The sequence below is a fragment of the Cellulomonas sp. APG4 genome, assembly GCF_009996735.1.
Classification (GTDB): Bacteria; Actinomycetota; Actinomycetes; order Actinomycetales; family Cellulomonadaceae; genus Actinotalea.
In genome coordinates this window covers 55,450-81,405 of sequence record NZ_JAACYI010000014.1, presented here as the reverse complement: position 1 = coordinate 81,405, position 25,956 = coordinate 55,450, and the positions used below count along the sequence as shown (strand labels likewise).

The 25,956-nt window shown below is 73.8% G+C and carries 27 protein-coding genes; 18 read left to right on the top strand and 9 right to left on the bottom strand.

Annotation, left to right across the window (positions count from 1 at the left end; translation table 11 throughout):
* Window positions 1–97: 97 nt before the first annotated feature.
* The 3 genes from GXB85_RS11610 to GXB85_RS11600 are packed head-to-tail and all read right to left on the bottom strand — an operon-like array spanning window position 98 to window position 3,194.
* Window positions 98–1,930: a DEAD/DEAH box helicase gene (locus GXB85_RS11610; protein WP_161917819.1), complete on the bottom strand. Its 1,833-nt coding sequence runs from the start codon at window positions 1,928–1,930 to the stop codon at window positions 98–100.
* Window positions 1,927–2,256: a DUF3039 domain-containing protein gene (locus tag GXB85_RS11605; RefSeq protein ID WP_161917818.1), complete on the bottom strand. Its 330-nt coding sequence runs from the start codon at window positions 2,254–2,256 to the stop codon at window positions 1,927–1,929. The genes GXB85_RS11610 and GXB85_RS11605 overlap by 4 nt, the downstream gene beginning before the upstream one ends.
* The gene (locus GXB85_RS11600) at window positions 2,253–3,194 is read right to left on the bottom strand and encodes an oxygenase MpaB family protein (protein ID WP_161917817.1); all 942 of its coding nucleotides are present in this window, start codon (window positions 3,192–3,194) and stop codon (window positions 2,253–2,255) included. The genes GXB85_RS11605 and GXB85_RS11600 overlap by 4 nt, the downstream gene beginning before the upstream one ends.
* Before the next feature lie 215 nt (window positions 3,195–3,409).
* Here GXB85_RS11600 and GXB85_RS11595 point away from each other — a divergent pair, with 215 nt between their 5' ends.
* Both GXB85_RS11595 and GXB85_RS11590 read left to right on the top strand, forming a co-directional pair.
* Window positions 3,410–4,450, top strand: coding sequence for a DUF4349 domain-containing protein (locus GXB85_RS11595; RefSeq protein ID WP_161917816.1), 1,041 nt, complete (start codon window positions 3,410–3,412; stop codon window positions 4,448–4,450).
* A 99-nt stretch (window positions 4,451–4,549) separates the two neighbouring features.
* Window positions 4,550–5,476 (top strand): DUF1524 domain-containing protein, encoded by a 927-nt coding sequence (locus GXB85_RS11590; protein WP_370524192.1) that lies wholly within the window; start codon window positions 4,550–4,552, stop codon window positions 5,474–5,476.
* A gap of 37 nt (window positions 5,477–5,513) precedes the next feature.
* On the opposite strand, the gene GXB85_RS11585 is transcribed toward GXB85_RS11590, so the two are convergent.
* Window positions 5,514–6,344 (bottom strand): TetR/AcrR family transcriptional regulator, encoded by an 831-nt coding sequence (locus GXB85_RS11585; RefSeq protein ID WP_161917814.1) that lies wholly within the window; start codon window positions 6,342–6,344, stop codon window positions 5,514–5,516.
* A 123-nt stretch (window positions 6,345–6,467) separates the two neighbouring features.
* Here GXB85_RS11585 and GXB85_RS11580 point away from each other — a divergent pair, with 123 nt between their 5' ends.
* The 11 genes from GXB85_RS11580 to GXB85_RS11530 all read left to right on the top strand — a co-directional run bounded on the left by GXB85_RS11580 (window position 6,468) and on the right by GXB85_RS11530 (window position 14,445).
* The gene (locus GXB85_RS11580; RefSeq protein WP_161917813.1) at window positions 6,468–7,430 is read left to right on the top strand and encodes an ABC transporter ATP-binding protein; all 963 of its coding nucleotides are present in this window, start codon (window positions 6,468–6,470) and stop codon (window positions 7,428–7,430) included.
* Window positions 7,427–8,161 carry an ABC transporter permease gene (locus GXB85_RS11575; protein WP_161917812.1) on the top strand — a complete coding sequence of 245 codons (735 nt, stop codon included), beginning with the start codon at window positions 7,427–7,429 and terminating at the stop codon, window positions 8,159–8,161. Before GXB85_RS11580 ends, GXB85_RS11575 begins: the two co-directional genes overlap by 4 nt.
* A 137-nt stretch (window positions 8,162–8,298) precedes the next feature.
* A complete protein-coding gene (locus GXB85_RS11570) occupies window positions 8,299–9,525 on the top strand; it encodes an ATPase, T2SS/T4P/T4SS family (protein WP_161917811.1) in 1,227 nt (408 codons plus the stop codon).
* Window positions 9,525–10,376, top strand: coding sequence for a type II secretion system F family protein (locus GXB85_RS11565; RefSeq protein WP_161917810.1), 852 nt, complete (start codon window positions 9,525–9,527; stop codon window positions 10,374–10,376). The genes GXB85_RS11570 and GXB85_RS11565 overlap by 1 nt, the downstream gene beginning before the upstream one ends.
* Window positions 10,373–11,329, top strand: a complete 957-nt coding sequence (locus GXB85_RS11560) for a type II secretion system F family protein (protein ID WP_370524191.1) — start codon at window positions 10,373–10,375, stop codon at window positions 11,327–11,329. The genes GXB85_RS11565 and GXB85_RS11560 overlap by 4 nt, the downstream gene beginning before the upstream one ends.
* A 40-nt stretch (window positions 11,330–11,369) precedes the next feature.
* Window positions 11,370–11,570, top strand: coding sequence for a hypothetical protein (locus tag GXB85_RS11555; protein ID WP_202627898.1), 201 nt, complete (start codon window positions 11,370–11,372; stop codon window positions 11,568–11,570).
* Window positions 11,548–11,961, top strand: a complete 414-nt coding sequence (locus GXB85_RS11550) for a TadE family protein (RefSeq protein ID WP_161917808.1) — start codon at window positions 11,548–11,550, stop codon at window positions 11,959–11,961. Before GXB85_RS11555 ends, GXB85_RS11550 begins: the two co-directional genes overlap by 23 nt.
* On the top strand, window positions 11,958–12,440 hold the full coding sequence (locus GXB85_RS11545) for a pilus assembly protein (protein WP_161917807.1): 483 nt from the start codon (window positions 11,958–11,960) through the stop codon (window positions 12,438–12,440). The genes GXB85_RS11550 and GXB85_RS11545 overlap by 4 nt, the downstream gene beginning before the upstream one ends.
* Window positions 12,437–12,877: a hypothetical protein gene (locus GXB85_RS11540; RefSeq protein ID WP_370524190.1), complete on the top strand. Its 441-nt coding sequence runs from the start codon at window positions 12,437–12,439 to the stop codon at window positions 12,875–12,877. Before GXB85_RS11545 ends, GXB85_RS11540 begins: the two co-directional genes overlap by 4 nt.
* Before the next feature lie 78 nt (window positions 12,878–12,955).
* Complete coding sequence (gene prfB, locus GXB85_RS11535; protein WP_161917806.1) at window positions 12,956–14,065, top strand: peptide chain release factor 2; 1,110 nt, start codon at window positions 12,956–12,958, stop codon at window positions 14,063–14,065.
* Window positions 14,066–14,175: 110 nt separating this feature from the next.
* Window positions 14,176–14,445: a hypothetical protein gene (locus GXB85_RS11530; RefSeq protein WP_161917805.1), complete on the top strand. Its 270-nt coding sequence runs from the start codon at window positions 14,176–14,178 to the stop codon at window positions 14,443–14,445.
* A gap of 64 nt (window positions 14,446–14,509) precedes the next feature.
* Here the strand turns inward: GXB85_RS11530 and GXB85_RS11525 are convergent, their stop codons facing one another.
* The 5 genes from GXB85_RS11525 to GXB85_RS11505 form a co-directional block, all read right to left on the bottom strand.
* Complete coding sequence (locus GXB85_RS11525; protein WP_370524189.1) at window positions 14,510–15,625, bottom strand: sulfate/molybdate ABC transporter ATP-binding protein; 1,116 nt, start codon at window positions 15,623–15,625, stop codon at window positions 14,510–14,512.
* Complete coding sequence (locus tag GXB85_RS11520) at window positions 15,622–16,413, bottom strand: ABC transporter permease (RefSeq protein WP_161917804.1); 792 nt, start codon at window positions 16,411–16,413, stop codon at window positions 15,622–15,624. The genes GXB85_RS11525 and GXB85_RS11520 overlap by 4 nt, the downstream gene beginning before the upstream one ends.
* Window positions 16,410–17,228, bottom strand: a complete 819-nt coding sequence (modA, locus tag GXB85_RS11515; RefSeq protein ID WP_370524188.1) for a molybdate ABC transporter substrate-binding protein — start codon at window positions 17,226–17,228, stop codon at window positions 16,410–16,412. The genes GXB85_RS11520 and modA overlap by 4 nt, the downstream gene beginning before the upstream one ends.
* 26 nt (window positions 17,229–17,254) lie before the next feature.
* Window positions 17,255–17,659: a TOBE domain-containing protein gene (locus GXB85_RS11510; RefSeq protein WP_161917802.1), complete on the bottom strand. Its 405-nt coding sequence runs from the start codon at window positions 17,657–17,659 to the stop codon at window positions 17,255–17,257.
* Window positions 17,660–17,721: 62 nt separating this feature from the next.
* Window positions 17,722–20,142 (bottom strand): TIM-barrel domain-containing protein, encoded by a 2,421-nt coding sequence (locus GXB85_RS11505; protein ID WP_161917801.1) that lies wholly within the window; start codon window positions 20,140–20,142, stop codon window positions 17,722–17,724.
* Window positions 20,143–20,535: 393 nt separating this feature from the next.
* Here GXB85_RS11505 and ftsE point away from each other — a divergent pair, with 393 nt between their 5' ends.
* Genes ftsE through GXB85_RS11480 form a run of 5 tightly spaced genes read left to right on the top strand, consistent with a single transcriptional unit; the run spans window position 20,536 to window position 25,917 of the window.
* The gene (ftsE, locus tag GXB85_RS11500; protein WP_161917800.1) at window positions 20,536–21,225 is read left to right on the top strand and encodes a cell division ATP-binding protein FtsE; all 690 of its coding nucleotides are present in this window, start codon (window positions 20,536–20,538) and stop codon (window positions 21,223–21,225) included.
* Between the two features lie 13 nt (window positions 21,226–21,238).
* Complete coding sequence (ftsX, locus tag GXB85_RS11495) at window positions 21,239–22,153, top strand: permease-like cell division protein FtsX (protein WP_161917799.1); 915 nt, start codon at window positions 21,239–21,241, stop codon at window positions 22,151–22,153.
* A 1-nt stretch (window position 22,154) separates the two neighbouring features.
* Window positions 22,155–23,516, top strand: a complete 1,362-nt coding sequence (locus GXB85_RS11490; RefSeq protein ID WP_161917798.1) for a M23 family metallopeptidase — start codon at window positions 22,155–22,157, stop codon at window positions 23,514–23,516.
* A gap of 35 nt (window positions 23,517–23,551) precedes the next feature.
* Window positions 23,552–24,025: an SsrA-binding protein SmpB gene (gene smpB / locus GXB85_RS11485; RefSeq protein ID WP_161917797.1), complete on the top strand. Its 474-nt coding sequence runs from the start codon at window positions 23,552–23,554 to the stop codon at window positions 24,023–24,025.
* A complete protein-coding gene (locus tag GXB85_RS11480; RefSeq protein WP_161917796.1) occupies window positions 24,022–25,917 on the top strand; it encodes a DUF2207 domain-containing protein in 1,896 nt (631 codons plus the stop codon). Before smpB ends, GXB85_RS11480 begins: the two co-directional genes overlap by 4 nt.
* The last annotated feature ends 39 nt before the right edge of the window (window positions 25,918–25,956 follow it).

Here is a 25,956-nt window from a genome sequence, read left to right as displayed (position 1 = left end):
GTGGCAGGGGTCTGCGCACCCCGCATCCGGAAGCACCAAGTCGCGCGGAGGTCGTTCTTTCCTGGTACAAGCGGCGCGCACCGGGCCGGACGACCGTTCAGCGGCGGCCCACGAACCAGTCCCGCACCAGAGCCGTGCGCGCCTCGAGCTGCTCGGCCGTCGCGAGCGCGACCTCAGGCCCGCCGCACCTGCGCCGCAGCTCGGTGTGCACCGAGCCGTGCGGCTGACCGCTGCGCCGCGCCCACGCCCCGACCAGCGCGTTGAGCTCCTTGCGCAGCTCGGCGAGGCGGCGGTGGTCGACCGCGGGCTCCGGCGCCCTCTCGCGGGCCTTGCCGCGCCGCACGTGGTCGGCCTGCCGCTGGCGCAGCAGATGGCTCACCTGGTCGGCGTCGAGCAGGCCCGGCAGGCCGAGGAAGTCGAGCTCCTCCTCCGAGCCCACCTCGCCGCCCGTGCCGAACTCACCGCCGTCGAACAGCACGCGGTCGAACGACGCCTGGGCGTCGAGCGCCTCGAAGGTGCCCTGCGCGCCGTCGGAGAGGGAGTCCGACGCCTTCTCCTCGCGGTTGGCCGCCGCGAGCAGCAGGTCCTCCGGGGTGGTCGCGTCGTCGTCGTCCGTGGTCGGGCGGTCGAGGGCGTGGTCGCGCTCGAGCTCAAGCGTCGCCGCGAGCGCGAGCAGCTGCGGCACGCTCGGCAGGAACACCGAGGCGGTCTCGCCGCGGCGTCGCACACGCACGAACCGCCCCACGGCCTGTGCGAAGAACAGCGGGGTGGCGGTCGACGTGGCGTAGACCCCGACGGCGAGCCGCGGCACGTCGACGCCCTCGGAGACCATGCGCACGGCGACCATCCACCGGCTGGTGCCTGCCGAGAACTGCTCGATGCGCTCGGACGCGCCGTCGTCGTCGGACAGCACGACCGTCGCCGGCTCGCCCGTGACCGCGCGCAGGTGGGCCGCGTAGGCACGCGCGTCGGCCTGGTCGGTCGCGATCACCAGGCCACCCGCGTCGGGCACCGCGCGGCGCACCTCGGACAGGCGCTTGTCCGCCGCGGCGAGCACCGACGGCACCCACTCGCCGTTCGGGTCGAGCGCGGTACGCCAGGCCTGCGCCGTCATGTCCTTCGTCAGGTCCTCGCCCAGGCGCGCACTGACCTCGTCCCCCGCGCGCGTGCGCCAGCGCATCTGGCCGCTGTAGGAGTGGAAGAGCACGGGGCGGACGACGCCGTCGCGCAGCGCGTCGCCGTAGCCGTAGGTGTAGTCCGCCGCCGAGCGTCGGATGCCGTCGGGCCCGGGGGCGTAGCTGACGAACGGGATGGGCGCGGTGTCCGAGCGGAACGGCGTGCCCGTGAGCGCGAGGCGGCGCGTGGCGCCCTCGAACGCCTCACGCACCGCGTCTCCCCACGAGAGCGCGTCGCCGCCGTGGTGGATCTCGTCGAGGATCACGAGCGTGGGCGCCGCGGCCGTGCGGGCCGCGTGCAGCGCCGGCTTGGACGCCACCTGCGCGTAGGTGAGCGCGACGCCGTCGAAGTGGGAGCCGTGCCGTCCCTGGCTGTTGCGGAACGCAGGGTCCAGGTGCACGCCCACGCGCGCCGCGGCGTCGGCCCACTGACGCTTGAGGTGCTCCGTGGGGGCGACGACCGTGACGCGGCGCACCACGCCGCGCGCGATGAGGTCCGTCGCGACCCGCAGCGCGAACGTCGTCTTCCCCGCGCCCGGGGTCGCGACGGCGAGGAAGTCGCGCGGCTGGCGCTGCTCGTAGGCCTCGAGCGCCGCGGCCTGCCACGCGCGAAGCTTGTGGGCGGTGCCCCACGGGGCACGCGCCGGGAACGCCGGCGAGAGGTGCGAGGCCGCGGCGGGCGACGGGCTGGCGACGCCCGAGGGCGCGCCGGCCTCAGCGGCCGTCCGTCGCGCGGGCTGGTGGCCCGCCGTCACCGTCCGCCGTCGCCCGAGCCGCCGGAGCCCTCGCCGTCCTGCGGGTCACGCAGGCCGTCGTAGATCTCCTTGCAGATGGGGCACACCGGGAACTTGTTCGGGTCGCGGCCGGGCACCCACACCTTGCCGCACAGGGCGATCACCGGGTCACCCGACAGCGCCGACGCGAGGATCTTCTCCTTGCGCACGTAGTGCGCGAAACGCTCGTGATCGCCGGGCTCGACCTCCTCGCGGGTCTCGGTGCGCTCGAGGACGCTCGTCGAGGTGCCGCCGCTGCCGGGGTCGTCGAACGGGTCCTGGGGACCGGGGGCGCTCGGCTCGCTCATGCGCCCGAGTCTACGTCGCTCGGGCGCGCGGTCCCGGGAGCGTCGGGGACGCGCTGGGGGTCCACGGGGTCGAGGGCCCAGCGGATGGTCCGGGTGACCGCACGGCCCGCGGCGAGTGCGAGGGTGCGGTCGAGCAACGGCACGTCGGGCAGCCCGAGGGGCGCGCGGGACCACCGCGGCAGCATCCCGACGGCGCACGCCGCGAGGCCCGCGTACACCGGCCGGGCCGCGAGCGGGAGCGGCGGTCGCAGCAGCAGGAAGCGTGCGGCCTCGCTCGCCGCTGTCGACGCCCGCAGCTCGGGGCGCATCTCCTCGAGCGCCGCGGCGAGCTCCGCGACCGTCGTCGGGACCTGCTCGGCACCCAGCTCGCGCGCGACGCGCGCCGTCTGCGCGACGTACTCGTCGGCGCCCGCGGCGTCGAGCGGCACGCGGCCCAGCAGCTGGTGCGCGCGCAGAAAGCTGTCGACCTCCGCCACGTGCACCCAGCGCAGCAGGTGCGGGTCGGACGCGCGGTAGGGCTCGCCCTCGGGCGTCGTGCCCCGCACCCGCTCGTGCACCGCGCGCACGACGGCGACGGCACGCGCCGAGTCCTCCGCGGTCGCGAACGTGGTCTCGGCCAGGAAGGTCGCCGTGCGCTGGAGGCGTCCCCACGGGTCCGAGCGGTAGCCCGAGTGTGCCGCGACCGCCGCCATCGCGCGCGGGTGCAACGACTGGAGCAGCAGCGCGCGCAGCCCGCCCACGAACATCGAGGCGTCGCCGTGCACGCGACCGATGGCGCTGTCGGGCTCGAACCAGCGGGGCCCCGGCGTGCGGTGGATGCGATGGCGCACCTGCGCGGCGTCCGGCCCGGCCACGCGGGACAGCAGCGCGGCGGCGGCCGCCGCCCGCGCGGAGGCGACCCGGGTGCGGGCGGGGGCGGGGAGGCGTCCGAGGGCCATGCTCGATGGTCACACGCGCCGACGACACGCGCGCCCCCCGACCGCCCGCGCGGCGTCGTCCTGTCACGTCCCACGGTCCGCTTGCACGCGCGCCGGCATCGGCTCGGCAACGGATGCGTCACGGCATGATCACCGACGAACCCGCAGGTGACGAAGCCGCAACGATGTCCCCGAACCCCCACGGACGCCGTCGTCGGCGCTCTAGCGTGACGGCCATGCGCACCCCACGTGTCCTCGCCGTCGTCCTCGCCCTGACGCTCGTCGCCGGGTGCAGCGCCGCCGGCAGCGGTGACGCGGCCGACGTCGCGGCGACGTCCGACGGCGGTGGCGAGTCGGCGGGCATGGCGGACATGGGCGCTGCCGAGGAGGGCAGTGACTCCGCGGAGGCGCCGCGGGCTGAGAGCGGCCTGGTCCCCTCGGTCGAGGACAGGCAGTTCGTGACCGAGGGATCGGTGGGCCTGACCGTCGAGAGCCCGCGCCGCGCGGCCACGGCGGTCGCACAGCTCGTCGAGCGCGTCGGCGGGCACGTGCAGGAGCGCGTGGAGCAGGGCACCGAGGACGACGAGTTCGCGAGCGCGCACCTGGTGGTGCGCATCCCGTCGACCGAGGTGTCGGGCACGCTCGAGCAGCTCGGCACCCTCGGCACGGTCGAGGAGACGTCGATCACGAGCACCGAGGTGACCGCGCAGGCGCGCGACCTCGACGCCCGCATCCGCGCCCTCGAGATCTCGGTGGCCCGGCTCGAGGACCTGCTGAGCCGCGCGACGTCCACGCAGGCGATCGTCGAGGCCGAGCAGGCGCTCACCGACAGGCAGGCCGAGCTCGAGTCGCTCGAGTCCCAGCGCAGCCGCCTCGCGGACCAGGTGGCGCTCTCGACGCTGCGCATCGAGCTGTGGACCGAGGACACGGTGCCGCCCGAGCCGCCCACGGGCTTCTGGGGCGGGCTCGTCACGGGCTGGAACTCGCTCGTCGCGACGCTCACCGGGCTGGCCGTGGCCCTCGGCGTGCTCACGCCGTGGCTCGTCGTCCTCGGCCTCGTCGCCCTCGTCGTGCTGGCGCTGCGGCGCCGGCTGCGGCGCACCGATCGACCGGGCCCGGCGGCAACGGCGCCGTCCGGCCCGGTTCCTCCCCCGGCTCCGGCGGCCCCCGCGGCCGCCCCGACGACGACGCCGTCGGACACCCAGACAGCCGCCGACGAGCCCGCCGACAGCACGGCAGCGGAGTCCGAGCGCGCGGGCGCACGCCGGGAGTCCTGACCCGTCCGGCCACGGCGTCACCCAGCCGCGCACATGGCTGTGCGACACGGCGCGGCGTGCCGCCCGGGCCCGACGGCGTCGCTCGCCCAGACTTGCCGGGTGGGTGACCGGGACGTGCGACGCGGGCTGAGCGCCGTGGTCGCCCTGCTGGTCACGGCGTCGCTCACGGCCTGCACGGTGGAAGCGGTGACCCACGCGGATGGCGAGGGCTCACCGGCCGCGACCACCAGCGCGCCGCGGGCCGAACCGTCGCCCGCCGCGACCGGGGAACCGGGCCTCTCAGCCGGGGCGGCCCTCGACGCCGTCGGCCGGCTCGAGGTCAAGGGCCGGGCACCGCGCACCGGGTACGAGCGGGACCTGTTCGGCGAGGGCTGGGTGGATGTGGACCGCAACGGCTGCGACACCCGCAACGACGTGCTGGGCCGTGACCTCACGGACGTCACCACCAAGCCGGGCACGCGCGGCTGCGTGGTGCTGACCGGCATCCTGCTCGACCCGTACTCGGGCGCGACCCTCGCCTTCGTGCGCGGTGCGGCGACCAGCAGCGACGTGCAGGTGGACCACGTGGTCGCGCTGGCCGACGCATGGCAGAAGGGCGCCTGGCAGTGGGACGGGCCGACGCGCGTGGCGTTCGCGAACGACCCGCTCAACCTGCTCGCGGTGGACGGCGCGCTCAACCAGCAGAAGGGCGCCGGGGACGCCGCGACGTGGCTCCCGCCGTCGAAGCCCTACCGGTGCGCCTACGTCGCGCGCCAGGTCGCGGTCAAGCACGCCTACGGCCTGTGGGTCACCGAGGCCGAGCGCGACGCGATGGCGCGCGTGCTCACGGGCTGCCCCGCCGAGCCGCTCCCCGTCGCCACCGGACCTGTTCCCGGCGCGCCGCCCGCTCCCCCATCCGACGACGCCGTCGTGCCCTTCGCGAGCTGCGCCGACGCGCGTGCCGCGGGGGCTGCGCCTGTGCTCCGCGGCGACCCCGGCTACGGCCCCCACCTGGACGGCGACGACGACGGCGTGGGGTGCGAGTAGGGGCGAGCAGCGGCCCGCAGATCCGGGGCCGGGCGGCTCAGCCTTCGAGGAGCCGCGCGATCACCCGGGCGCCGGCCTCGGGCGACGTGTGGGGCGAGTCGGTCAGCAGGCTCAGCATGGCTGCCATGTTGGCGACCGAGACGATGGCGAGAGCGATGTCCCTGTCCTCGGTGGTGGGCTCCTCGGTCGCGGCGCCGCGTCGCGCTGCCCGCAGCGCGGCCACCTGCTCGGCGAAGTGCTCCAGACCCTGCTCCTGGACGGCACCGAGCTCCGCCCGGGCCTCGGGGTGGCGGATGCCGTAGCTCACGAACTCGAGCATCAGCAGCAGGCTCGGGTTCTGCTGGGCGTCGCGGAGCCAGGCCGCGATCGCGGCCTCGTCGATCCCCTCGGCCGTGACGCCCGGGAGCTCGGGTTCGTCGCACGTCGCCTCGTGCCGGACCAGCAGGGACTCGCGCGCGAGGGCCAGGAAGACCTCGCTCTTGGAGCCGAAGTGCGCGTAGAGGGCACCCTTGGTGAACCCTGCCTCGGCGGCGATGTCCCCGACCGACGCCCCCTCGTACCCGTGGGCGGCGAAGACCCTCGCCGCGGCGGCGAGCAGCTCGCTGCGGGTGCGGTCGACCTTCTCCTGACGACGGTCCTGGCCGCGGCGACCCCCCGCGCTGCGCTCGACCTTCTCCGACGCCTCGGCCAGGCCGCGGGAGGCCTCCCGAAGGCTGACGGCGATGGTCTCGCTGACCTCCGGGACGGCGTTCGAGACCTGCTTGCCGATCAGGCGGGTGAGGGCCGCCGTGGCGTCCGCCAGGGCGCGCGTCGCCGCGCCGATCGACTCCTCGTGCGGGGTGTGTCCGTCCTCGTGCTCGCGTGCCATGGATTCATCCTAACCCCGGGATGTACTGATCGGTATCTGATCCGCTCGACCACCTGGTATCGGATACCCGGCGTCTGCTACGTTCCAGAACATACCGATCGGTATGTCACCGAGGAGGGGTTGATGGGACAGGACGAGGTGCTGACGATCCGGGGGCTGCGCAAGCGCTATCGCGGACGTCGGGGCGTGCAGGCGAACGACGGGATCGACCTGGACGTCCGGGCCGGTCAGGTGGTCGGGCTCCTGGGCCACAACGGGGCGGGCAAGACGACCCTGGTCAACCAGGTCGTCGGGCTCGTCCTCCCCGACGAGGGCACGATCACCCTGGACGGGATCGACGCCGTGGCGCGGCCGGACGAGGCACGGTCCAGGGCCTCGATTCAGGCCCAGGCCAACGTCCCGATCAGCGGCCTGACGCCGCGCCTGGCGATCGAGCTGGTCGGACGGCTCCGCGGCGGCCACCGCACGGCGGTGCGGGCGAGGGCCGCCGAGCTCATCGAGGCGCTCGACCTCTCCCCCTGGGCCGACACGCGAGCGGAGAAGGTCTCGGGCGGGATCGCCCGCCTGACGGCGTTCGCGATGACGGTGGTGCAGCCCGGCCGGCTGGTCGTGCTCGACGAGCCCACGAACGACGTCGACCCGGTGCGCCACCGTCTGCTGTGGCAGCAGATCCGACGGCTGGCCGACGACGGCGCGGGCGTGCTGCTGGTCACCCACAACGTGCGCGAGGCGGAGCGGGTGGTCGACCGCCTCGCGATCCTCGACCACGGCGTCGTCCTGGCTGCGGACACCCCTGCGGGCCTGACCGCCTCGTGGCAGGGCACGCTCACCGTCGAGCTGGACCTGCTGCCGGGCGCTGCGGTGACCTGGCCCGACGGCGCGCGTCCCCGCGGCAGCGACCGGTTGCGCGAGTCCGCGAGCATCGCGACCGAGGACGCGGCCGAGGTGGTGCGCTGGGCGCAGCACCAGGTGGACCAGGGCGTGATCGAGCGCTACTCGCTGGTCCCGGCCTCCCTCGAGGACGTCTACGTCGAGCTGGTCGGTGCCGAGCACGCCGGCGCCTCGGCCGAGGAGGTGGCCGCGTGACCGCCGTCCGGCAGACCCTGCTCCTCGCCCAGTGGCAGTTCCGCCGCCAGTCCACGTTCCTGCCCCTGCTCGTCGTCGTGCAGGTCTTCATGGCCGTCGCCACGGTGGTCGGCTACGGGCTGCTCGTGGGCGATCCGCCACCCGAGGTCGCGCTCTACCTGGCGACCGGTGCGCCGACCATCACGCTCATCACCGTGGGGCTCGTGATGACCCCGCAGCTGCTCGCCCAGTCCAAGACCGAGGGCAGCCTCGACTGGATGCGCACCCTGCCGGTGCCGCGCGGGCTGTTCCTCGCCTCGGATCTGCTCGTCTGGACCGTGCTCGCCCTGCCGGGGATGGTGCTGGGGGTGCTCGTGGGCGCGGCGCGCTTCGACATCGAGCTCTCCGTCGCGCCGTGGCTGGTGCCGGCCACCCTGCTGGTCTCGATGACCGCGGCCGCCGTCGGGTACGCCCTCGCCTCCGTGCTGCCCCCGCCGCTGGCCAACCTGGTCACGCAGATGCTCGTCTTCGTGGTGCTGCTCTTCTCCCCGGTCAGCTACCCGGCCGAGCGCATGCCCGCCTGGCTGCAGCAGGTGCACGAGTGGGCGCCCATCGAGCCGATGGCGCAGCTCGTGCGCGCGGGTCTCGCACAGGACGCCTTCGCGATCTCCGGCCGGTCGCTGCTGGTGCTCGCGGTGTGGTGCCTGGCCGCGACGGGTGCTGCGGCGACGGCCTTGCGCCGACGGGCCTGAGCGCTGCGGGTCGCGGCGCCGAGCCGGCGCCGCGACCTGCGGATCACCCGAAGGTGTTGTCCACAAGCGCCCGATCTGCCCGATTCGCTCCCCTATGCTCGTCGGGCACTTGACGGTCGAACGCGCGAGGGGGACGTGTGGACGGTGTCGCGCTGCTCGAGCACGAGGTGCGTGAGCTGATCCGCACGCGCGGGGTCGACCCGCTGCGCGACCGTCAGGGCCTGAACGCGCTCGTGACCGACGCCCTCGCCGACTACGACGAGCGCTCGCTGCGTGGCCGGGTGCCGCCCCTGCCCGACGCGACGGCAGCGCACAAGGCCGTCGTCGACGCCGTCGCCGGGTTCGGCCCGCTCCAGCAGTACCTCGAGGACGACGAGGTCGAGGAGATCTGGATCAACTCACCCGCGGAGGTGTTCGTCGCGCGACGCGGGCAGGCCGAGTTGACGACCACCATCCTGACCGACGGTCAGGTGCGTGAGCTGGTCGAGCAGATGCTGCGCCTCTCGGGACGCCGCTTGGACCTCTCGAGCCCGTTCGTGGACGCGTCGTTGCCGGGAGGCGAGCGGCTGCACGTCGTGATCCCCGACGTCACGCGCCGCGACTGGGCGGTCAACATCCGCAAGTACGTGGTGCGCGCCTCGCACCTCGACGACCTGGTGGCCCTCGGCTCGCTGACGCCGCAGGCCGCCCGATTCCTCGGCGCGTCGGTCGCGGCCGGCCTGAACGTGCTCGTCTCGGGCCCCACCCAGGCGGGCAAGACGACGATGCTCAACGCCCTCGCAGGTTCTGTGCCGCCCAGGGAGCGGCTCATCACGTGCGAGGAGGTCTTCGAGCTGCGCGTCCCGCACCGCGACGTGGTGGCGCTCCAGTGCAGGCAACCGAGCCTCGAAGGCACCGGCGAGATCACGTTGCGGCGGCTCGTCAAGGAGGCGCTGCGCATGCGGCCCAGCCGGATCGTCATCGGCGAGGTCCGCGAGGCCGAGAGCCTCGACATGCTCATCGCGCTCAACGCGGGCGTGCCCGGCATGTGCACGGTGCACGCGAACGGTGCCCGCGAGGCGCTCACCAAGATCTGCACCCTGCCGCTGCTCGCGGGAGAGAACGTCGCGTCGAGCTTCGTGGTGCCCACCGTCGCGTCAGCGATCGACCTCGTCGTGCACCTCGAGGTCGACTCGCGCGGGCGACGGCGCACCCGCGAGATCCTCTCGGTCCCGGGCCGGGTCGAGGGTGGGGTGGTCGAGGCGACCGAGGTCTTCACCACGCGCGGGGCCGCGCTGGTGCGAGCCGACGGCTTCCCACCCCACGCCGAGCGCTTCGCCCGGATCGGCGTTGACCCGGCCGAGCTGCTGCGACCGGGGGCCTGATGGGCGCACTCACCGGACTCCTGCTGGGAGCAGGGCTCTGCCTGGTCCTGTGGGCCTTCACCGGCCCGCTCCCGCCGCGAAGGTCCGCTCGCGCCGACCGTGTACGGGACCTGCTCGTCCAGGCGGGTGCCCCGGGCGTCTCGGTCGGTGGCCTGGTGGGCGCGAGCTGCACGCTCGCCGCGCTCACGGGGCTGCTCGCCCTCGGCCTCACGGGCACCTGGAGCATCGCGCTCTGCTTCGCAGGGCTCGCCGCCACGGGACCGACGGCGCTGGTCCGCGGCCGTGCGCGGCGACGGCGGGCGGCGCTGCGCGGGCTGTGGCCGGAAGTCGTCGACAACCTCGCGTCGGGAGTCCGCGCGGGGCTGTCCCTGCCCGAGGCGCTGACCCAGCTCGGCGAACGGGGACCCGAGCAGCTGCGCCCCGCGTTCCGGGCGTTCGGCGAGGACTACCGCGTGGCCGGCCGCTTTCCTGAGGCGCTCGATGCGCTCAAGGAACGGCTGGCCGACCCGGTGGCCGACAGGATCGTCGAGGCGCTGCGCATGACGCGTGAGGTCGGCGGCACCGACCTCGGAAGGCTCCTGCGGACCCTCTCCGGCTTCCTGAGGGAGGAGGCCCGTACGCGTGCCGAGCTCGAGGCCCGTCAGAGCTGGACCGTGAACGCCGCGCGCCTCGCCGTCGCCGCGCCCTGGGTGGTGCTGGCGATGCTCGCCACCCGCGCCGAGGCCGCCGCTGCCTACGGGACGGCGTCGGGGGCCGCGGTGCTCCTCGCCGGCGCCGGCTCGACCGTGGTCGCCTACCAGCTCATGGTGCGGATCGGCCGCCTGCCCGACGACGAGCGAGTGCTCCGGTGAGGTCGGACCTGCTGCCGACCGTCGGCTCCGCACCTGCGCCATGGGTCGGAGCGGCGCTCGGCGCGCTCGCTGGTGTCGGCCTGCTGCTCGTGCTCGGGGCGCTCGCGGCGAGACGTCCCCGCCTCGACGACCGTCTCGCGCCCTACCTGCGACCCCGGCCGGGGCGCTCCGCCCTGCTTCCGACGACTCGGTCACCGTTCCCCGTGCTCGAGCGCCTCATCGCACCCGTGATGGTCGACGCCGTCCGGCTGGTCGAGCGAGTCGGATCACCGCGTGCCGACGTGCAACGCCGCCTCGCGCGGGCGGGCTCGGCGCAGACGGTCGAGCAGCTGCGCGCCGAGCAGGTGGTGTGGGCCGCTCTCGGCACTGCCGCCGGCCTCGGACTCGCCCTCCTGACCACAGTCCGCGGCGCCCACCCCGTCGCCGGGCTCGTGCTCGTCGCCACAGGTCTCCTCACCGGTCTCGTCTCGCGCGACCAGCTGCTCAGCGCACAGGTACGCCGCCGCGAGCAGCGCATCATCTCGGAGCTCCCGACCGTGGCCGAGCTCGTCGCCCTCGCCGTCGGCGCAGGCGAAGGCCCTTTGGCGGCGCTCGACCGCGTCGCGCGCGCGACCCACGGCGAGCTCGCCCAGGAGTTCGGACGGGTCGTCGCGGACGTCCACGCAGGTGCACCCGTCGCGGTGGCCCTCGAGCGCCTCGCCGACCGCACGGGCGTCGTGCCGCTCGCGCGGTTCGCCGAGGCCGTCGCCGTCGCGATCGACCGCGGGACGCCCATCGCCGAGGTGCTGCGCGCCCAGGCGGCCGACACCCGCGAGGCGGGCCGCGCCGCGCTGATGGAGGTCGGCGGCCGCAAGGAGGTCCTGATGATGGTTCCCGTCGTCTTCCTCATCCTCCCCGTCACCGTCGTCTTCGCCGTCTTCCCCGGGCTCACCGCCTTGCGCCTCGAGCTCTGACCGTCGTCCACCACTGCAAGGAGATCCTGTGCTCCACCACCTGACCCCGTTCGACCGGGCCGTCAACGCCCTGCTCCGGCGGCTGCCGGCACCTCGCGACGACCGCGGAGACGTGCCCGGCTGGGTGCTCGTGACGCTGATGACGGCGGGGCTCGTGCTCGCGATCTGGGCGATCGCCGGGCCGGCGCTGACCGGGCTGTTCGACGACGCCATCGCCCGTGTCACGTCGTTCGGCGGCTGAGCGCGCGCGGTGCCGGCCCCAGGACCACGAACGAGGGTCGGCGATCGTCGAGTTCGTGCTCGTCGGCGCCCTGACGACGCTGGTCTTCGCCTCGGTGCTGCAGCTCGCCCTCGCACTGCACGTGCGCTCGACCCTCGTGGACTGCGCCGCCGAGGGCGCGCGGTACGGGGCGCTGGCCGACAGGTCGCCCGACGACGCCGTGGCGCGCGCCCGCGAGCTGATCGACCTCTCCCTGCACCCCCGCTTCGCCGAGCAGGTGACCGCACAGCGCGTCGTCGTCGACGGGCTCGACGTGGTCGAGGTCGAGCTGACCGCTCCGCTGCCGCTGCTCGGCCTCCTCGGGCCACGCACCCTCACGGTCGACGCGCACGCGCTCGCCGAGGCCGCATGACGACGAACCGGAACGTGGCGAGTCGGTCCTCGGCCGCGGTCGCCGTCGCGCAGGAAGCCCCCCGCACAGACGACGGCTCGGCGATCGTCGAGTTCCTCGGCGTGACGCTCGTACTCCTGGTCCCCGTCGTGTACCTCGTTCTCGTGCTCGCCCAGCTCCAAGGGGCCGCGTTCGCGGTCGACGGCGCCGCGCGCGAGGCCGCCCGCGCGTACGTCACCTCGTCCACCGACGAGGCCGAGGGACGTGCCCTCGCCGCCGCGGGTCTGGCCCTCCAGGACCAGGGCGTGGACGCCGACGAGTCCTCGCTGACGCTCACGTGCGACGGCAGGTGCGACGGTCCGGACGGAGTCGTGACGGCGCACGTCGAGGCCGACGTGCGCCTGGTCGGCGTCCCGGCCTTCGTCGACGCGCTCACCGTGCCCGTGAGCGCGAGCGCGAGCATGCCGACCGAGCGCTTCGTCGTGCGGGACGGGCCGTGACCGCGCGGCCGCGCGACGAGGGCCGCGTGATGATCCTCTCCCTGCTGTACGTCGTGCTCGCGCTGCTGCTCGTCACGGCCGTGGCATCGGCCACGAGCATCCACCTCGAGCGCAAGGCGCTCCTCGCCCTCGCCGACGGCGCCGCGCTCGCGGCCGCGACCGCGCTCGACGAGGAGGCGTACTACGCGCGCACCGGCGGTGAGGAGCCACTGATGCTGACCGACGCCTCGGTAGCCGCCGCCGTCGAGCGACACGTCGCGGCGACGGCCGCGGACGACCTGGAGGGCCTCGCGATCACACGCGCCGTCGCGATCGACGGCCGTACCGCCGAGGTCACCCTGGCCGCAGTCGCTCGCCCACCGCTGATCACGTGGGTCACGGCCCCGTGGTCCGACGGTATCCGCCTCGAGGTCACCACCCGCGCCCGCGCGGGTTGACCCCTACCACCCACGCGGGGAGGGCGATCCCTGCGGGCGGTCGGGACGGAGGGCGCACAGCGGGTAACCTCGACGGTCGTGGCAGCCACCGACTTCCCCGCCGAGATCTCCGCCCTGCGCACCACCCTGGGCACCATCCGCGCGGTGAGCGACCCCGAGGCCCTGCGCCGTCGCATCGCCGAGCTGTCCGACCAGGCCTCGGCCCCGGACCTGTGGGACGACACCGACGCCGCGCAGAAGGTCACCTCCGAGCTGTCGCACGCGCAGTCCGAGCTCGAGCGCCTCGAGACCTTCGAGCAGCGCATCGAGGACCTCGAGACCCTCGTCGAGATGGCGGTCGAGGAGAGCGACGCGGACACGCTCGCGGACGCCGAGGCCGAGCTCGAGACCGTCCGCAAGGACCTGGGCGCCCTCGAGGTCCGCACGCTCCTCAACGGCGAGTACGACGCACGCGAGGCCGTCGTGACCATCCGCGCCGGGGCGGGTGGCGTGGACGCCGCCGACTTCGCCGAGATGCTGCTGCGCATGTACCTGCGCTGGGCCGAGCGGCACGGCTACCCCACCGCGGTGCTCGACACCTCCTACGCCGAGGAGGCCGGCCTCAAGTCCGCGACTTTCGAGGTCAAGGCGCCCTACGCGTTCGGCACGCTCTCCGTCGAGGCCGGCACGCACCGCCTGGTGCGCATCTCACCGTTCGACAACCAGGGCCGCCGCCAGACGTCGTTCGCGGCCGTCGAGGTGATCCCGCTCATCGAGCAGACCGACCACATCGACATCCCCGAGAACGAGATCAAGGTCGACGTGTTCCGCTCGTCCGGCCCCGGCGGCCAGTCCGTCAACACGACCGACTCGGCCGTGCGCCTCACCCACATCCCCACGGGCACCGTGGTCTCGATGCAGAACGAGAAGAGCCAGATCCAGAACCGCGCCGCCGCGCTGCGCGTGCTCCAGTCCCGCCTGCTGCTGCTGCGCCAGGCCGAGGAGCGCGCCACCCAGAAGGAGCTCGCGGGCGACATCAAGGCGAGCTGGGGCGACCAGATGCGCTCGTACGTGCTCCAGCCGTACCAGATGGTCAAGGACCTGCGCACCGAGCACGAGGTGGGCAACCCCAGCTCGGTGTTCGACGGCGACATCGACGGCTTCATCGAGGCCGGCATCCGCTGGCGCCGCGGCGGCACCGAGAACTAGGGCGCGTCTTCCGGAGACCCCCTTCCATGGGGCAGCATCTCGACGAAGACGACGCAGAAGTCACGTCGAGCCCGAGGAGGTTGCTGACAGTGGCAACTCGCGTCCGCCTCATGAACGAGTACACCGTCAACTGGCCCCTGTGGGTCCCGGGTGGGGTGGCGAGGGAAGGCGACCTTCCGGTCAGCGAGCCCGTCGCGGTGGCGCTCAAAGCCTGGGCGCGCACGTTCAACGAGCACTTCGACTGGCAGCACGGGTGGGACGACCCGAAACGCCGCGACGCGCACGTCGCGGAGGCGGCACGCCTCCAGCGCGCACTCCAGGCCGATCTCGGTGACACCTACGAGGTGGTTCTGGAGCTCTGGGAGGTCGACGTCCGGTAGCGGGTCTCGCCGCGATGGTGGCGTGGCTCCGGCGCTCGACCTCGCCCTTCCTGCACGACGTCGTTCAGCGGCGGGCCGCGTGCACAGCGATCTCGGTCGCCTTGACCGCGAGGTGGACGTCGCGCCCGGGCACCAGGTCCAGGTCCGTCGCCGCGGCCGCGGTGACGTCCGCGTGCACGGTCATCGCGGCGCCGTCCTCGGCGGCCACCGAACCCGTGCACTCGACGTGCAGGCGGACGACGGCGCCGCGCAGCTCGGTCTGCCGTACACGTGCGGTGAGCACGTTGCGTGGGCTGCCCGACGGCGGCTCGACGTGCACCGCGACCGCGCTCGGGGCGAAGACCGCGGCGGCCGGGTCACCCGGCGCGCAGCCCTCGTCGCGCAGGCCCACCAGGCGCACCCCGCCCGCCACCAGGCCGTCGTCGGTCGCGGTACCCAGCACCAGGTTGAGATCGGCCAGCCGCGCGGCGAACCTGCTGCGCGGGCGGCCCAGCACCTCGCGCGTGGGCCCGTGCTCGACCACGCGCCCGCCCTCGACCACCAGCACGTCGTCGGCCAGGGCCAGCACGTCGAGCAGGTCGTGGGTCACGACGAGCGCCGTGCGGCCGCGAAGCACGCGTGCGAGCAGGCGCCGGACGGCGGGCGCCACATCCACGTCGAGTGCGGCGAGCGGCTCGTCGAGCAGCAGCAGGTCCGGGGACGCCGCGAGCGCGCGGGCGATCGCGACGCGCTGCGCCTGGCCGCCCGAGAGCTGCGCGGGCCTGCGCCTCGCGAGGTCGGTGAGGTCGAGCTCCTCGAGCACCGCGAGCGCACGCCGCTCGGCGTCCCCACGACGCTCCCCCGCGCTGCGTGGGCCGAACGCGACGTTGCCGAGCACGTCCAGGTGCGGAAGCAGCAAGGGCTCCTGGCCCAGGAGCACCGTGCGGCGCGCATGGACCGGCACGCGCACACCGCGATCGGTGTCCGTGAGCACGTGGTCGCCCAGCACCACGCGACCGGCATCGGGACTCACGAGACCCGCGACCACGCCCAGCAGGGTCGACTTGCCCGCGCCGTTGGGACCGATCACCGCCGTGACGCGGCCGGGTCCCGGCTCGACACGCAGATCCACGTCGCGCTCGCGCACCACGGCGTGGACCGTCAGGCCGGGCGCCGGCGTCCCGGCGGGCGTCCCGCTCACGCCGCCACCACCGGCCGTCGGGCGTGCGTGAGGACCACCACGACGACGGCGACCAGCACGAGCACGAGGGACAGCGCGACCGCGGCGTCGGGGTCGGTCTCGCGCTGGAGGTAGACCTCGAGGGGCAGCGTGCGCGTCACGCCCTGGAGGCTGCCCGCGAACGTCAGCGTCGCCCCGAACTCCCCGAGGGCACGCGCGAACGCGAGCACGGCACCCGAGGCGAGGCCGGGGGCGACCAGCGGGACCGTCACCCGGCGGAGCACCGTCGTGGGCCGCGCACCGAGGGTCGCGGCGACCCTCTCGTACCGGGTGCCCGCGGTGCGCAACGCGCCCTCGAGCGTGAGCACCAGGAACGGCAGCGCGACGAACACCTGCGCGAGCACCACCGCCGTCGTCGAGAACGCGATCTGGACGCCCGCGACCTCGAGGTACCGGCCCAGCAGGCCGCGGCGGCCGAAGGTCATGAGCAGTGCGAGCCCGCCCACCACGGGCGGCAGCACGAGCGGCACGAGCACCAGGGCACGCAGCACCGTGGTGCCCCGGCCGGCCCCACGAGCGAGCACGAGCGCGAGCGGGACCCCGAGCAGCACGCACACCATGGTGCTGACCGCTGCGGCGCGCAGGCTCAGCCCGAGCGCCGCCCGTGCGCCCTCGCTCGTCACGAGCCCTGCGAGCTGCGCCGGGTCGACGCGTGCGGCGAGCGCCACGAGCGGGAGCACCACGAGGGCCGCGCCCAGCGCCGCCGGCACGAGCACCCACCGCGGCACCGGCACCCGCTCGGCCGTCATGGGGCTGCGAATCCCGCGTCGGCGAGCACGGCCTGACCCTCGGGGCCTGCGAGGTACGCGACCAGGCGCGCGGCGGCAGCCGCGTCACCGTCGGGCGCCGCCGCGTCGTCGTCGGACGCCGCATCGTCGTGGTCCGACGCGCCGTCGTCGTCGCGCGACGCCGCGCCGTCGTCGAGCACGGCCGCGAGGTAGGTCGCGCGCGCCGTCGGCACGTCGGGCAGCTCGACGGACCGCACGTCGTCCCCGACCCGGCGCGCATCGGTCACGTAGACGACGCCCGCGTCGGCCTCGCCCGCGACCACCTTGCCGAGCACGTCGGTCACGGCGTTCTCCTCGCTCACGGGCGCGATCTCCAGCCCCAGCTCGTCGGCGAGCGCGACCGTCGCGCGCCCGCACGGCACCTGGGGAGCGCAGACGACGAGGTCGACGTCGTCCCGGGCGAGGTCCTCGGGTCCCGCGACGTCCGCAGGGTCGTCCGGAGGGGTCACGAGCACCAGCCGGTTGGTCGCCACGACGACGGGCTCCCCCGCCACCCGACCGGTCGCCCGGGCCTCGTCCATGGTCGGGGCGTCGGCCGTCACCAGGACGTCCGCCGGGGCGCCGTCGGCCACCTGTGCCACAAGGTCGGCCGAGCCCGCGTAGGAGACCCGCACCTCGACGTCGGGCTCCGTCGCGCGGAAGTCGTCTGCCACCTGGTCGAGCACCTCGGTGAGCGAGGCCGCCGCCAGCACGGTGAGCGTGCGGCCGTCGTCCGACGGGGTTCCGGGGACGCAGCCGGACGTCACGACGGCAACCCCGACGAGTCCCGCCGCCACGCGCCCATGCCGCCGTCGTGCGGGCCTCATGACACTCCGCCCGGCGTCTCGACGATCACCGTGGTCGCCTTGACCACCGCGACGGCGAGGCGACCGGGCTCGAGCTCGAGCTCGCGGGCGGCGTCGGCGCTCATGAGCGACACGACGGTGTGCGGGCCGCACTGCATCTCGACCTGCGCCATGACGCCGCCGGCGGTCACCCGCGTCACCAGGCCCACGAACCGGTTGCGCGCCGAGCGACGCACACCCGTGGGGTCCGCGGGCGCCGCGGCGCGGGCCTGCGCGAGGTCGGCCAGCTCGCGCCCGTCGACCACCTGGAGGCCGACGTCGTCCCGGCTCGCCGTGAGCGTCCCGGCATCGATCCAGCGACGGACGGTGTCGTCGCTCACGCCGAGCAGACGCGCGGCCTCGCTGATCCGGAAGTGCGGCACACGCGCAGCCTAACCTCCGCAGATACGGCGCTCCAGAGCCGGAAGCGCCGCGCCCGCGGGACTCAGTCGGTCTCGAGCACCAGCTCGAAGCCACCCGCGTGCGGCACCGCGAGCGCCCCCGCACCGACCGCCACCGCGTCACCGTCGAGCACGGCACCGCGCACGTCCACCCCGTGCACCACCACGCGCGTACCGGTGCGCCTGTCACCGTCGAACCCGTCGCCCTCGACCTCGGCCCGCAGCACCAGCCGCGTCCCGTCGCGACGCACCTCGACCGTCGTGCGACGCAACGCACCGCGCTCGGCCGCCGTCGTGACGCCGTCGTCCTCCTGGAACGTCGACGTGACGCCGTCGCCGTCCGCGGGCGGGTAGACGTGCAGCTCGAGCACCGAGGGCCGGTAGCCGTCGGTGGACGCCGGCGCCTCGGGCCACTGCGGGATCACCGCACCGGCGCGCACGAAGATCGGGATGCGATCCATGGGCGTGGGTGCGACCACGAACCGGCCACCCGCGAGCCGCTCGTCCGTGTGCAGGTCGAACCAGTCCCCCGGCGGCAGGTAGACCTGCCGAGAGGTCATGCCCTGCGCGGTCACGGGCGCCACCAGCAGGTCACGGCCCAGGAGGAACTGGTCGTCGCGCCCCCGCACCAGCGGGTCGCCCTGGAACTCGAGCACCAGCGGGCGCTGCACCGGCAGGCCCGTGCGCGTGGCCTCGACGAACGCCGCGTACAGGTAGGGCATGAGCCGGTAGCGCAGCCGCACGGCCTCGCGCACCAGCCCGAGGACGACGTCGCCGAACGCCCACGCGTACTGGTCCACGTTGCCGATCGCGGAGTGGTTGCGGAAGAACGGCGTGAGCGCGCCGTACTGCATCCAGCGCACGAACAGCTCGGCGTTCGAGCTGCCGAAGAACCCGCCCACGTCCGCACCCACGAACGGCTGACCCGAGATCCCCAGGCCCGCGGCCATCGGCATGCTCAGCGCGAGGTGGTCCCAGCGCGAGAGGTTGTCGCCCATCCAGTTGGCCGCGTAGCGCTGGATGCCCGGTGAGCCCGCGCGGCTCAGCACGAACGTGCGCAGCTCCGGCATCTCGGCCCGCAGGCCCTCGACCGTGCCCATCGCCATGAGCAGCGCGTACTGGTTGTGGAACCGCTCGTGGCTCGCGGCGCCGTGGTCGAACCGCATCGCGTCGGGCGGGATGCGGCCCGTGGCCGGCTCGTTCATGTCGTTCCAGATGCCCGCGACACCCGAGCGCACGTGCTCGGTGTTGAGCCGGCCCCACCACGCGCGCGCCTCGGGCGTCGCGAAGTCCGGGAAGACCGTGTCGCCCGGCCACACCTGACCCACGTACAGGTCGCCGCTCTCGGTGCGGCACAGCACGTCCTGCGCCACGGCGTCGTCGAACACGGCGTAGCCCGGATCGTGCTTGACGCCCGGGTCGATGATCGTCACCACACGGAACCCCTGCTCACGCAGACGTTCGAGCATGCCCGGCGGGTCCGGGAACTTGTGCTCGTCCCACGTGAAGACGCGGAAGCCGTCCATGTACTCGATGTCGAGCCAGATGCCGTCGCACGGCACCTCGAGCTCGCGGTGGCGCTGCGCGAGGGCCTCGACCTGCGGCTGGGTGTACGCATGCCAGCGGGACTGGTGGTAGCCCAGCGCCCACAGCGGCGGGAGCGCGGCACGCCCGGTGAGCCAGGTGTACGCCTCGATCACGTCCCGCATCGCGGGGCCGGCGATGACGTACTCGCACCAGTGCCCGCCCGCGCCGTGTACCACGATCTCGCGCGGGTCCGTGAGGTCGTAGTCGAGCCGGTAGCCGTTGTCGACGAACGAGGCGCTCACCGCCCCGCCCGGCCAGCGCTGGTGGTGCAGCAGCGGAATCGACATGTAGTACGGGTCGAACTCGGTGCTCGTGGGGTCCGTCCGCGGGTCGCCCTCGGGCCGGTGACCGTGGAAGCGCGCCGAGGCGTCCTGGTCCAGCACGTCGGAGTTCCACAGGGCGAAGTCGCGCCCGCCACGCTCGAAGGTGCCCGTCTTCTCGCCCAGGCCCAGCAGCGCGTCGTCGGGCCGCGAGCGTCTGCGCAGCACGAAAGAGTCGTTGAGCACCGCGTAGGGCCACCAGCGCCCGTCCGCGTCCTGCGCGGTCTCGACCACGGGGCTGCCGTCGGGCCGGTGCACGTCGAGGCGGAACGGGTCGAGGTGCACCGTGGCGACCAGGCCCGCGGTACGAACGCGGACGGCGTCGTCGTCCTCCTCGACCTCGAACGGCACCTCGAGCCCGAGCGGGTCCACGCACACCGCGTGCGTGGGCGCCTCGTCGAACCGGCCGCCACGGCTCGCCATGAACCGCACGACGTCGTCGCGCACCACGTCCACCCGCATGCGCTCGCGCCCCAGGTCCACCAGCACGCCGGACGGCGTACGTTCGACCCCCACGACGCGCTCGAACCTCAGGTAGTGCTCCGTCGACGGCACCATCGCGACCCTCTCTCTCGCCTCCCTCCACCCAACCACCCTCCACCCCCTGCCCGCCCCCCAGCCCCCGCCACCCCCATTCCCCGGGATCGTGACTCTTGTGCCGAGATCGCTCCTGCCGCTGACGAGGTCGCCGCAAGTGTCACGATCTCGCGAAGGGGGTGGGGCCGGGCAGGGAGGGGGGTGGGGCCGGGCAGGGAGGGGGTGGGGCCGGGCAGGCGGGGTGGGCACGGCGGGCGTGTCCGGGTTGTCCGGGTTGAGGGGCGCCGGGCCGCGCCGGGCTACGGGCGTGCGGCGTGTTGGGGCGGGGCCGACGGCGCGCACTGCTTACGCTCGCCGCGGGGTGACGCCTGCCCCCGGCGCCGCACGGCGCCGTCGTCGACCCTGAGGACCCTCGTGATCCGCTTCGAGAACGTCACCAAGGTCTACGCCCGCGGTGCCCGGCCAGCGCTCGACGGCGTGGACCTCGAGGTCGAGCGCGGCGAGTTCGTCTTCCTCGTCGGCGCGTCGGGCTCGGGCAAGTCCACCTTCCTGCGCCTCGCGCTGCGCGAGGAACGCCCGTCGGCGGGCCGCGTGTTCGTCGCCGGCCGCGACCTCGGCAGCCTCTCGACGTGGAAGGTGCCGCACCTGCGCCGGCAGATCGGCGCGGTGTTCCAGGACTTCCGCCTGCTGCCCAACAAGACCGTCTTCGAGAACGTCGCGTTCGCCCTCCAGGTGATCGGCAAGCCCCGCCACCACATCCTGACCACCGTGCCGGACACGCTCGAGCTCGTGGGCCTGGGCGGCAAGGAGAAGCGTCGCCCGCACGAGCTCTCGGGCGGTGAGCAGCAACGCGTCGCGATCGCGCGTGCCTTCGTCAACCGGCCCGCGATCCTGCTCGCCGACGAGCCCACCGGCAACCTCGACCCGACCACCTCCGTGGGGATCATGCGCCTGCTCGACCGCATCAACCGGACCGGCACCACCGTGGTCATGGCCACGCACGACGACGAGATCGTCGACCAGATGCGCAAGCGTGTGGTCGAGCTCGAGAACGGCCGGATGGTGCGCGACCAGTCGCGCGGCGTCTACGGCTCGACGCGCTGAGGGGGCCGGGACCGTGCGCCTCCAGTTCATCCTCGCCGAGATCGGCATCGGCCTGCGTCGCAACCTCGCGATGACGATCTCCGTGATCCTCGTGACCTTCGTGTCGCTCACGTTCGTGGGTGCCGCGGGCCTGCTGCAGATCCAGATCGGGCAGACCACCGACGAGTGGTACGACCGCGTCGAGGTCTCGATCTACCTGTGCCCGCAGGACTCCGACGTCCCCACGTGCGCCGCGGGCGAGGTGAGCGAGGAGCAGATGGACGCCCTGGTCGCCGAGCTCGAGGGCGAGGCGATGGAGCCGTACGTCGAGCAGTACTACGTCGAGACCAAGGAGCAGGCCTTCGCCTCGTTCCAGGAGCGGTTCGCCGACGAGGAGTGGGCGCGCGGCGTCACGGCCGACCAGATGCAGGCCTCGCTGCGCGTCGCGCTCGTGAATCCCGAGCAGTACCAGGTGGTCGACGACCACTTCACCGGGCGGCAGGGCGTCGAGGAGGTCTTCGACCAGAAGCGCCTGATCGAGCCGATCATCCTCGCGATGAACCGGCTCAGCCTCGTCTCGGCAGGGCTCGCGGGTGTGATGCTGCTCGCCGCGGTGCTGCTGATCACCACGACGATCCGCCTCTCGGCGATGAGCAGGCGGCGCGAGACCGGCATCATGCGCCTGGTCGGGGCGTCCAACCTGTTCATCCAGCTCCCGTTCATGCTCGAGGGGGCCATTGCGGCGACCATCGGCGCGGGCCTCGCGGTCGGCGGCCTGTGGTTCGGCATGCGCTACCTCGTCGAGGACTGGCTCGCCGGCTCGCTCGAGTTCATCCCGTGGGTGGGCTCCGAGGCCGTCTGGACGCTCGCCCCCCTGCTCGTCGCCGTCGCGATCGTGCTCGCCGCGATCTCGAGCGTCGTCACCCTGAGCCGCTACACGAAGGTCTGAGATGACTCGCCCCTCCCCCCGCCGCCGTGCCACCGCCCTGGTCGCGACCCTCCTGGCCGCGCTGATGGCCGCGGGAGCCGTCAGCCCCGCCGTCGCTGGCAACCTCGACGACGAGCGGCGGCGGGCCGAGCAGCGCGCCCAGAACAACCAGGAGGCGCTCGAGGACGTCCACGCGGACCTCGAGAGCACCGACGCCGCGCTGCTGCAGACCCAGGCCGAGCTCGAGGAGGTCCAGGCGCAGATCCCCGTCGCCGAGGCCGAGCTCACGGCCGCCGAGGACAGGCTGGCCCAGCTCCAGATCGAGGCCCAGCTGCTCGCCGACCGCCTCGAGGTGGCGCAGGGCGAGGAGGCCACGATCACCGAGGACATCTCCACGGACACCGCGCGCGCCGAGGAGCTGCGGTCCGCCGTCGGGCAGGTGGCGCGTGAGGCCTACAAGGGCGAGATGACGACGTCGTCCCTCGCGGCGGTGCTCGACGCGTCGACCACCGAGGAGTTCGTCGAGGAGAGCGCGCTCGCGTCGACCGCGCTGCGCACCCAGACCCAGGCCCTGCGTGACCTCGAGCAGCTCACGGGCGTCAACCGCAACCGGCAGGCACGGCTCACCGCGGTGCGCGAGGAGATCGACCGCCTGAAGACCGAGGCCGACGCGAAGGTCGTCGAGGCCGAGCAGGCGCGGCAGGCCGCGGAGGACGCCAAGAACGCGCTCGAGGACCTCCAGGCGCAGCAGCAGGCCAAGCTCGTCGCGATCGAGGACCAGAAGGCCGCGCACCTGGCCAAGCAGGCCGAGCTCGAGCAGCAGCAGGAGCAGCTCGAGGCCGACCTCAAGGACGTCATCGCACGCCAGGAAGCCGCGCGCAAGAAGGCCGAGGAGGAGGAGCGGCGCCGCCAGGAGGAAGCCGCCAAGAACAACGGCGGCTCGAGCGGTGGAGGCGGTGGCGGCTCGTCGGCGCCCGCCGCCGGCAAGCTCACCAACCCGACCCCGCTCAACCCCTGGGTCATCACGTCGTCGTACGGGTACCGGATCCACCCGGTGTACGGGTACCGCAAGCTCCACGCGGGCACGGACTTCCGCGCCTACTGCGGCACGGCGATCCTGGCGGCCGCACCCGGCACCGTCGTGTGGGCCACCGGCCGGGGCGGGTACGGCAACCAGGTGATGCTGGACCACGGCTACTCGGCCGGGAAGTCGCTCATGACGAGCTACAACCACCTGTCCCGGTTCGCGGTGCGCGCGGGGCAGTCGGTGAGCCGAGGCCAGGTGGTCGGCTACTCCGGTACCACGGGCACCTCGACGGCGTGCCACCTGCACTTCGAGGTCTACCGCAACGGGGCCACGGTCAACCCGATGGGGTATTTCTGACCGGCCCTGTCGCACCGATCCCCTAGCCTGGGGACATGGCCAAGGACACCTCGGGGCGCAAGCTCGTCGCGAGCAACAAGAAGGCCCGGCACGACTACCACATCGACGAGACGTACGAGGCCGGCCTCGTCCTGACCGGTACCGAGGTCAAGGCGCTGCGCGCCGGTCGCGCCTCTCTCGTCGACGGCTTCGCGTCGGTGGACCGCGGCGAGGCCTGGCTCGAGGGCGTGCACATCCCCGAGTACACCGAGGGCACGTGGACCAACCACGCACCGCGGCGCAAGCGCAAGCTGCTGCTGCACCGGCGTCAGATCGACGAGCTCGAGCGCGAGTCGCAGGCCAAGGGCCGCACGATCGTGCCGCTCGCGCTGTACTTCGTGGACGGCCGGGCCAAGGTCGAGATCGCACTCGCTCGCGGCAAGAAGGAGTACGACAAGCGACACACGCTGCGTGAGCGCCAGGAGAACCGCGAGGCCCAGGCGGCGATGAGCCTGCGTCGTCAGCGATGAGCTGCTGCACCCCGGCGCCCCGCGGGGCTCGTCTGCGTGAGCGACTCGCCCCGCTGCGCTGCGCGCTCGTGGTCGCCGCCGTCCTCATCGGCGTCCCGCTGCTGCTCGCGACGCCGGCCGACGCGTCGTCGGACCCGGAAGACCGCATCGTCCGCTACGACCAGACGATCGAGCTGCGGCCGGACGGGCACGCAGGCGTGACCCTCGAGCTCGACGTCGACTTCGGCAACGACCCCAACCGCGGCCCCGTGCTGTGGTACCTCGTGAAGCAGCCCGTCGAGGCCGAGGAGCCGACGGACCGCGTCTACCGCATGACGGACTTCTTCGTGACCAGCAGCACGGGCGCCGAGACGGCCGTCGAGACCAGCGAGGAGGGCGCGTACCTCGAGGTCCGCATCGGCGACGAGGACCGCGACGACTTCACGGGCGTGCACTCCTACCGCGTCACCTACGAGGTCGAGGGCTGGGTCAGCTCGACCGAGCACTTCCCGCGCCTCGACGAGGACGAGCTGTACCTCAACGCGATCGGCTCGGCGTGGCAGGTCCCGCTGGAGGACGTGCGGGTGACCGTGATCGGCCCGGTCGACGCGACCGGTGCGGAGTGCGTGGTCTCCGAGGGGGACGAACCGTGCACCGACGCCGACCACGCCGGGACCACTGCCGAGTTCACCCAGGACGAGCTCGACGCCGGCGAGCCCATGACGGTGCGGGTCACCTACCCCGCGGGGACGTTCGCCGACGCCGCTCCCCTGCTCCAGGACCGCTGGACGGCAGGACAGGCGTTCGCGACCGAGCCAGGACCGCTCGCCCTCGCGGCGGTGCTCGGCCTGGGCGGCACGGCCGCCGTCGTGCGTCGTGCCCGACGGCGAGGCCAGGACGAGGAGTTCCGCGGGCTCACGCCGGGCCTCGCTCCGGTGCCGGGGCAGCAGGCCGACGTCGGTCCGCGCACGAAGGCCCCCGTCCCGGTGCGGTTCACACCGCCCGACGGGCTGCGCCCCGGCCAGCTGGGCACGCTCGTCGACGAGGTGGCCGACCCGCACGACGTGACCGCGACGCTCGTCGACCTCGCCGTGCGCGGCTACCTGCGCATCGAGCAGGTCGAGTCACCCGAGGAGGACGGCAGCGGGGGTGACTGGCGGCTCGTGCTGCTGGGCGGCACGGACCAGGCCGGCCTCCTCGCCTTCGAGCGGCTGCTGCTCGACGAGCTGTTCGAGGGCCGCGACGTGATCGCACTGTCGGACCTGCGCACGACCTTCGCAGCGTCCATGGCGAAGGTGCAGGACGCGTTGTACGACGACGTGACCACGCAGGGCTGGTTCCGCTCGAACCCCAAGCACGTGCGTACCACCTGGGGGCTCGCCGCAGCCGGTCTCATCGCCCTCGGCGTCGTGACGACCGTCGTGCTCGCCGTGTGGACCACGTGGGCGCTCACCGGGGTGGCCGTCGTCGCCGTGGGGATCGTCGCGGCGGCGCTCACGGGCATGGCCCCCGCCCGCACCGCTGCCGGCACCGCCGTGCTGGTGCAGGCGCAGGGTTTCCGTCAGTACCTCGAGACGGCAGAGGCGGACCAGATCCGGTTCGAGGAGGGTGAGGACCTGTTCAGCCGGTACCTCCCGTTCGCGATCGCCTTCGGCCTTGCCGAGCGGTGGGCAAAGGTCTTCGCCGATCTCGCGGCGCGCGGCCAGGCGATGCCCGAGCCCACCTGGTACGTGGGCGCGGCCTACCTGCACGGCGGGTTCTGGCACGACGCCGGCGCGTTCACGCGCGACCTCACCGGCTTCACGGCGATGGCCGACAGCGCGATCTCTGCGCCCACCCCCGGCTCGTCGGGCTCGGGCGGCTCGACGTTCTCCGGCGGCGGCGTGAGCGGAGGCGGCGGAGGCACGTGGTGAGGTCGATCGCGACGACCGGCCCGGTGCCTGCACCACTCC

Bases quoted from the DNA above. Each gene is read 5' to 3' on its own strand.
- GXB85_RS11605 (WP_161917818.1), bottom strand. From the start codon at position 2,256: ATGAGCGAGCCGAGCGCCCCCGGTCCCCAGGACCCGTTCGACGACCCC.
- GXB85_RS11600 (WP_161917817.1), bottom strand. From the start codon at position 3,194: ATGGCCCTCGGACGCCTCCCCGCCCCCGCCCGCACCCGGGTCGCCTCC.
- GXB85_RS11595 (WP_161917816.1), top strand. From the start codon at position 3,410: ATGCGCACCCCACGTGTCCTCGCCGTCGTCCTCGCCCTGACGCTCGTC.
- GXB85_RS11585 (WP_161917814.1), bottom strand. From the start codon at position 6,344: ATGGCACGCGAGCACGAGGACGGACACACCCCGCACGAGGAGTCGATC.
- GXB85_RS11580 (WP_161917813.1), top strand. From the start codon at position 6,468: ATGGGACAGGACGAGGTGCTGACGATCCGGGGGCTGCGCAAGCGCTAT.
- GXB85_RS11565 (WP_161917810.1), top strand. From the start codon at position 9,525: ATGGGCGCACTCACCGGACTCCTGCTGGGAGCAGGGCTCTGCCTGGTC.
- GXB85_RS11545 (WP_161917807.1), top strand. From the start codon at position 11,958: ATGACGACGAACCGGAACGTGGCGAGTCGGTCCTCGGCCGCGGTCGCC.
- GXB85_RS11530 (WP_161917805.1), top strand. From the start codon at position 14,176: ATGAACGAGTACACCGTCAACTGGCCCCTGTGGGTCCCGGGTGGGGTG.
- GXB85_RS11520 (WP_161917804.1), bottom strand. From the start codon at position 16,413: ATGACGGCCGAGCGGGTGCCGGTGCCGCGGTGGGTGCTCGTGCCGGCG.
- GXB85_RS11505 (WP_161917801.1), bottom strand. From the start codon at position 20,142: ATGGTGCCGTCGACGGAGCACTACCTGAGGTTCGAGCGCGTCGTGGGG.
- GXB85_RS11490 (WP_161917798.1), top strand. From the start codon at position 22,155: ATGACTCGCCCCTCCCCCCGCCGCCGTGCCACCGCCCTGGTCGCGACC.
- smpB (WP_161917797.1), top strand. From the start codon at position 23,552: ATGGCCAAGGACACCTCGGGGCGCAAGCTCGTCGCGAGCAACAAGAAG.
- GXB85_RS11480 (WP_161917796.1), top strand. From the start codon at position 24,022: ATGAGCTGCTGCACCCCGGCGCCCCGCGGGGCTCGTCTGCGTGAGCGA.